Here is a 6,763-nt window from a genome sequence, read left to right as displayed (position 1 = left end):
CCCCCCCCCCGCCCCCCCCCCCCCCCCCCCCCCCCCCCCCCCCCCCCCCCCCCCCCCCCCCCCCGCCCCCCCCCCCCCCCCCCCCCCCGGGGGGCGGCGGCGCCGCCCACCGGGAACCGCGGCCTCGCCCACCGGGAACCGCGGCCGACCCGTCCCTGGGCGGCGGCCGCCGACCCTGAGGCGGCGGTCTGCCCGGTCCTGACGCTGCGGCCGACCCGGCCCTGAGGTGGCGGTCCTCCCCGCTCTCAGGCGGCGGTCGCCCCCGGCCCTCAGGCCGACTCGTCCAGCAACCGCCCGAGCACCCGCCGGCCCGCCGCCAGCAACTCCGGCAGCTCCGCCGCCTGCGGATACCAGCGCTTCTCGTACTCCCAGCTCAGCCAGCCGTCCCACCCGTCCCGGCTCAGCAGCTCCACGCAGTCCGCCAGCGGCAGCACACCCTCACCCAGCGGCAGCGGCGTCGTCGCCTCCCGCGACGCGATGTCCTTGACCTGCACGTAGCCCAGGTGCGGCGACAGCACCGGATACGTCACGAACGGCTCCTCGCCGGCCCGCCAGGTACTCATCAGGTCCCACACCGCGCCCACCGCCCGGTGCCCCACCAGCCCCATCACCCGCGCCACGTCGGTCCCGCCCGGGTGCGAGTCGTGCGTCTCCAGCGCCAGCCGCACCCCGCGTTCCTCCGCGTACGGCGCCACCGCCGCCAGCCGCCGCGCCGCCACCGCGTCCGCCTCCGGCCCGGCCCCCTCGCCGCCACCGGGGAAGACCCGGACGAACCCGGCCCCCAGATCGGCCGCCAGCCCGACCTGCTCGCGCAAGTCCGCCAGCACCGGCTCGTCCGGACCGCCCCGCGCCACCCGCGCGTACCCGGCCACGCTCACCACTTCGACCCCGGCCCCCTCGAACCGCCCGGCGACAGCGGCCCGTTCGGCACCGGTGAGTCCGGTGTGCACCGGCTCCTCACCGGCGCACGCGCGCAACTCCACGCCGTGATAGCCGTGATCGGCGGCCAGGCGGACCACCTGGTCCACCGCCAGCCCTGGAACCCCGAGTGTCGAGAACGCCAGCTTCATCGTCGGACCCTACCCGGCACCCGCCCGCCGACTCCCCGCCGCCGCGCCCCACCGCCACCGCGCATTCAACGGCCCGGCATTCGGCGCCCGGCATTCGGCGCCCCGGCATTCGGCGCCCCGGCATTCAGCGGCCCGGCATTCGGCGCCCCGGCATTCAGCGCCCCGCATTCAGCGATCCTCGTGCAGCATCAGCCGCCAGTCCTGGCCGACCAGGTCCTGGCCGAAGCTGTGGTGCGGCCTCTCCGCCACCAGTTCGAACCCGGCCTCCTGGTAGATCCGGCGCGCCGCTCCCAGAACGTCGTTGGTCCACAGCACCAGCTCCCGGTACCCCGCCGTCCGGGCGAACTCCACGCACCGCCGCACCAGCCGCTGCCCGATCCGATGCCCCCGCGCCCGCGGATCCACCAGCAGCAACCGCAACCTCGCCGTCCCCGGCGCCTCGTCCCGCACGCAGAACACGCATCCCGCCGGCCGCCCGTCCAGCTCCGCGATCCACAGCGCCTCCCGCCGTTCGTCATGACCGCTCGCGAAGTCCGCCACGATCCGCGCCACCAGCGCCTCGTACTCCCCGTTCCAGCCGAACTCCGCCGCGTACACCGCCGCGTTCCGCTCGATCACCCAGCCCAGGTCGCCCGGCTCCGGCCCCCGCAGCGTCACCACGCCGACCATCGGCCCGGTCAACGTCTCCCGCGCGGTCCGCAACGCCTCCACCAGCCGATACCGCTGCCCCTCCGCCAGCCGGTTCACCACGTCGCCGACCGCCTCGTACGACCGGCTGTCCAGCAACCGCGCCGCCTCCCGCCCGCCGTCCGTCAGCGCTGCCGACTGCGCCCGCCGGTCCACCGGATGCGGCTCCCGCACCACCAGCCCGGCCTCCTCCAGCCGCGCCAGCACCCTGCTCAACTGCCCGCGGTCCATCCGCAACGTCTCCCGCAGCCGCGCCACCGGCACCGCCGTAGCCTCCTTCAGCTCCTCCAGTACCCGGGCCTCCGCCGGCGAGTACGGCGTCCCCCGCCGACCCGCCTGGTCCAGCGCCCCGAGCAGCGTGCTGTGGAACCGGTTGAACTCCAGCACCGCGTTCACCGTCGGCCGCAGCGAGGGCGAACCGGCACCGGCGGTGTCGCCGGAGTCCGCCGGGATGGGCGAGTTCGTCGGGTCGGGCATGTTCCACCTCAAGGAATCGTTGACTGGTCGTTGACTGTGACAACGGTACGCGGGGCGCGTGATGCCCCGGCCCGGCGCGGGTAGACAGACCGGGGCGGACAGTGCTTGCCCGGCGGCCGACCGAGAGGACCGACGTGACCCGCAGGACCGTGCGCATCGCGATGAACGGCGTCACCGGCCGGATGGGCTACCGGCAGCACCTCGTCCGGTCCGTCCTCGCCATCCGTGACCAGGGCGGCCTCGACCTCGGCGACGGCGACACCCTCTGGCCCGAACCCGTCCTCGTCGGACGGCGCGCCGACGCGCTGCGCGCCATCGCCGACCGCCACGGCCTGGCCCACTGGACCACCGACCTCGACGCCGTCCTCGCCGACGACACCGTCACGGTCTACTTCGACGCCCAGGTCACCGCCGCCCGCCCCGACGCCCTGCGCCGCGCCATCGCCGCCGGCAAGCACGTCTACTGCGAGAAGCCCACCGCGACCTCCCTCACCGACGCCCTCGACCTGGCCCGGCTCGCCCGCGACGCCGGCGTCCGCTCCGGGGTCGTGCAGGACAAGATCTTCCTGCCGGGCCTGCTCAAGCTCAAACGCCTCGTCGACAGCGGCTTCTTCGGCCGCGTCCTGTCCGTTCGCGGCGAATTCGGCTACTGGGTCTTCGAGGGCGACTGGCAGAGCGCCCAACGCCCCTCGTGGAACTACCGCGCCGAGGACGGCGGTGGCATCACCGCCGACATGCTCCCGCACTGGGAGTACGTCCTGCGCGAACTCCTTTCACCCATCACCTCCGTCCAGGCCCTCACGGCCACCCACATCCCGACCCGCGTCGACGAATCCGGCGCCCCGTACCGCGCCACCGCCGACGACTCCGTCTACGCCGTCTTCCAACTCGCCGACGGCACCGTCGCCCAGATCAACTCCTCCTGGGCGGTCCGCGTCGCCCGCGACGAACTCGTCGAGTTCCAGATCGACGGCACCCACGGCTCGGCCGTCGCCGGCCTGCGCGACTGCCGCGTACAGCACCGTTCCGTGACCCCCAAACCGGTCTGGAACCCCGACCTGCCCACCACCGAACCCTTCCGTGCGCAGTGGCAGCAGGTCCCTGACAACGCCGAGTTCGACAACGGCTTCAAAGCGCAGTGGGAACTCTTCCTGCGCCACGTCGCCCTCGACACCCCGTGGCGATGGGACCTCCTCGCCGGGGCCCGCGGCGTCCAGCTCGCCGAGCTCGGCCTGCGTTCCTCGGCCGAGGGCCGCAGGCTCGACGTCCCGGAGCTGACCCTGTGACCACCTCCCACCCGACCCCTCCCGATCCGGACTCCTCCTCCGCCAGCAGTTCCGCCTCCGACGCTCCTCTCCCCTCCGACGGTGCCCTCCCCTCCGATGGCGCTCTCCCCTTCGGCGGCCCCCTCTCGTCCGACGGCCGTCTCCTCCCCGGTGGCCGTTCCGCGGGCGACCGCCGCCCTGCCGGGCAACGCCGCGCCGAGCACCGTCAGGACGTAAGCCGCCTCGCTGAACCCCTCCTTCCTGAACACCGCCTTCCCGTCCTGCGACTGCCGCGCGAGGACGGCACCCTGCACGACCACCACCCGCGCGCCGACCCGGTCCGGCACCACCCGGGACCGCCGCCGCGCTCCCGGGCCGTGCTGGCCGCCGCCCACGTGGTGGCCGACCCGAACCGCACCGCCGCCGGCACCCCCGCCGCACTCGACTGGGACGCCACCCTCGCCTTCCGCCGTCACCTGTGGTCCCACGGACTCGGGGTCGCCGAGGCCATGGACACCGCCCAGCGCGGCATGGGCCTGGACTGGCCCACCGCCGCCGAACTCATCGGCCGTTCCGCGGCCGAGGCCCGAGCGGTCGGCGGCCGCATCGTCTGCGGCGCGGGCACCGACCAGCTCACCGCACCCGCGCGCGACCTGGCCGAGGTCGTGGCCGCCTACGAGGAGCAGTTGGCCGTCGTCGAGGACAGCGGTGCCCAGCCGGTGCTGATGGCCTCCCGAGCCCTGGCCGCCCTGGCCAGGGGGCCGGAGGACTACGCCCAGGTGTACGGACACCTGCTGCGCCAGTCCGCCCGGCCGGCCGTACTGCACTGGCTCGGCCCGATGTTCGACCCCGCGCTGACCGGCTACTGGGGCAGCGCGGACCTCGGCGCCGCGACCGAGACCTTCCTCGATCTGGTCGCGGCCCACCCCGGGAAAGTGGACGGGGTCAAGGTCTCCTTCCTCGACGCCGGCCACGAGGTGGCCCTGCGCCGCCGTCTGCCGGACGGCGTGCGGTGCTACACCGGTGACGACTTCCACTACCCGGAACTGATCGACGGCGACGACCACGGCTCCAGCCATGCCCTGCTCGGCGTCTTCGACCCCCTCGCGCCGCTGGCAGCCGAGGGCGTACGCCGCCTCGACACCGGTGACCACGAGGGCTTCCGGGCACTGCTCGATCCCACCGTTGAGCTGGCCCGGCACCTGTTCCGGGATCCCACGCGGTACTACAAGACGGGAGTGGTGCTGCTCGCCTGGCTGGCCGGTCACCAGTCGCACTTCACCATGGTCGGCGGCCTGCAATCCGCCCGTTCCCTCCCGCACCTGGCCCGCGCCTACCAACTCGCCGACGGACTCGGCCTCTTCCCCGATCCGGGGCTCGCGCGCTCTCGAATGGCATCCCTCCTTTCCGTCTTCGGAGTCTCGCAGTGACCACTGACAATCCGGCCTCTTTCGGGGCGCATCGTCAACCAACTCATCTCGGATTCACCTGCCTCAGCATCAATCAGCAGACCGTCCGCCAGCTGTCCCTGCCTGAACTGGCGGCAGTTTGCGGTGAGTTGGGCATCACAGCAGTCGGCCTGTGGCGGGAGCCCGTGCAGGCGTTCGGCGTGGAGCGCACCGCCCGAACCCTGCGCGCCGCCGGCCTCACCGTCAGTTCGCTGTGCCGCGGCGGCTTCCTCACCGCGGTCGACCCCACCGCCCGCGCCGCGGCCCTCGCCGACAACCGCGCCGCCATCGACGAGGCCGCGGCACTCGGTACCCCGACGCTCGTTCTGGTCAGCGGCGGATTGCCGGGCGCCGGCCCGGCGGGCGCGGTCGGAGGAGCGTCGGGCGGGAACGTCCGCGCCGCGTTCGGACCGGCGGGCCCAGGCGTCGACCCCGCAGGCCCGAGCGCCGGCCCCTCAGACTCCAGCCCCGACCCCGCCGCTGCCAAGAACGCCGCCCCCGCCACCGCTGAGAACGCCGACCCCACCGCCCCGAGCGCCCACCCCGCAACCCCGAGCGCCCACCCCGCAACCCCTAGCGCCCACCCCGCAACCCCGAGCGCCGGCCCGCTCCCCTCTCCCGTCCCCACCTCATCCCCTCCCACTTCTCCTTCCCCTTTCTTCGACTCCCGGTCCGATCCGGCCTCCCGCTCCCGGCTCGATCCGGCGCGCGATCTGGCCGGGGCGCGGGAGCGGGTCGCGGACGGGTTGGCCGAGTTGGCGCCGTACGCGGCCGAGCGCGGGGTGAGGCTGGCGTTGGAGCCGTTGCACCCGATGTTCGCCAGCGACCGTTGCGTCATCTCGACCCTCGAACAGGCGCTGGACCTCGCGGAGCGCTTTCCGGCGGACCAGGTCGGGGTCGTCGTCGACACCTACCACCTGTGGTGGGACGATCGAGCGCCCGCCCAGGTCGCCCGGGCCGGCGCGGGCGGCCGGATCGCCGCGTTCCAACTCGCCGACTGGACGACCCCGTTGCCCGAAGGCGTCCTACTGGGGCGGGGGCAGCTCGGCGACGGATGTGTTGACCTGCGGGGATGGCGTGAGAAGGTCGAGGCGGCGGGTTACCGCGGACACGTCGAGGTCGAGATCTTCAACCCGCGGTTGTGGGAACGGGACGGGCGCGAGGTTCTGGCCGAAGTCGCCGACCGTTTCCGTACGTTCGTCCTGTGACGCGTGCGTCCGGTTACTGGGATTGCTGCAACTTCACTGGTGTGTAAGGCCGTTGTTGTTCGACCACCGATGTCACGAACCGGCCGCCGTCCATGCCTCCGGCGGGTTGCGATCGGCCGTTCTGCGGAGCGCGGAAAATTCTTCGCAGACCCGCGCAACCATCGCCGGCGGTGGGGGGTCGTATACGACGTCGGGTTCTCGGAGGGGGGCTTCGGTGAGCGGTTGGGGGGATGAAAGGGGTCCGGCGCGCACGCCGGACCCCTTTCCGTTTCTCCGTCCGCTTACCTCCCCGACGCGAGGGCCCTCACCTGCCCCGCCGACCACTTCGCCTTGCCCCGGCCACCGCTCCGTCCGCTCACTGTCCTGCCCCCACTCCGGCCGTCGCCCCGCTCCCCCCACTCCTCCCGGCCCTCGGCCACCGCTCCGCCCACCTCTCCGGCCTCCACCGATCCGCCGCGGCCGGCGCCCACTCCTCGGGCCCCCACTCCTCCAGCACCCCCACTCCTCCAGCACCCCCACCCCTCCAGCACCCCCACCCCTCCGGCGCCCACTCCTCCCGGCCCCGGCCACCACCCCCCCGCACCCCCCACCGGCCCCCACCCCCCCCC

At 74.1% G+C, this 6,763-nt stretch carries 5 protein-coding genes; 3 read left to right on the top strand and 2 right to left on the bottom strand.

Annotated features, from left to right (window positions below; genetic code table 11):
• Nucleotides 1–269: 269 nt before the first annotated feature.
• Both POF43_RS34140 and POF43_RS34135 read right to left on the bottom strand, forming a co-directional pair.
• Entirely contained in the window at nt 270–1,070 is an 801-nt protein-coding gene (locus POF43_RS34140; RefSeq protein ID WP_271325855.1) for a sugar phosphate isomerase/epimerase family protein, read from the bottom strand.
• 168 nt (nt 1,071–1,238) lie between these two features.
• Complete coding sequence (locus tag POF43_RS34135; protein ID WP_271325710.1) at nt 1,239–2,234, bottom strand: bifunctional helix-turn-helix transcriptional regulator/GNAT family N-acetyltransferase; 996 nt, start codon at nt 2,232–2,234, stop codon at nt 1,239–1,241.
• A 134-nt stretch (nt 2,235–2,368) separates the two neighbouring features.
• Here POF43_RS34135 and POF43_RS34130 point away from each other — a divergent pair, with 134 nt between their 5' ends.
• From POF43_RS34130 to POF43_RS34120, 3 genes are all read left to right on the top strand, one after another.
• Nucleotides 2,369–3,520, top strand: a complete 1,152-nt coding sequence (locus POF43_RS34130; protein ID WP_271318366.1) for a Gfo/Idh/MocA family protein — start codon at nt 2,369–2,371, stop codon at nt 3,518–3,520.
• A 260-nt stretch (nt 3,521–3,780) separates the two neighbouring features.
• Nucleotides 3,781–4,929 (top strand): dihydrodipicolinate synthase family protein, encoded by a 1,149-nt coding sequence (locus tag POF43_RS34125; RefSeq protein ID WP_282704955.1) that lies wholly within the window; start codon nt 3,781–3,783, stop codon nt 4,927–4,929.
• Nucleotides 4,930–5,057: 128 nt separating this feature from the next.
• Nucleotides 5,058–6,155, top strand: coding sequence for a sugar phosphate isomerase/epimerase family protein (locus tag POF43_RS34120; protein WP_282704954.1), 1,098 nt, complete (start codon nt 5,058–5,060; stop codon nt 6,153–6,155).
• The last annotated feature ends 608 nt before the right edge of the window (nt 6,156–6,763 follow it).

Origin of the sequence: Streptantibioticus silvisoli, from assembly GCF_027947535.2 — a bacterium.
In the GTDB taxonomy this organism is placed as follows: Bacteria; Actinomycetota; Actinomycetes; order Streptomycetales; family Streptomycetaceae; genus Streptantibioticus_C; species Streptantibioticus_C silvisoli.
This window is presented reverse-complemented; position numbering and strand designations above follow the sequence as displayed.

What these genes read in the sequence shown, in the direction of transcription:
- POF43_RS34135 (WP_271325710.1), bottom strand. Translation starts at nt 2,234, where the DNA reads ATGCCCGACCCGACGAACTCGCCCATCCCGGCGGACTCCGGCGACACC.
- POF43_RS34140 (WP_271325855.1), bottom strand. Translation starts at nt 1,070, where the DNA reads ATGAAGCTGGCGTTCTCGACACTCGGGGTTCCAGGGCTGGCGGTGGAC.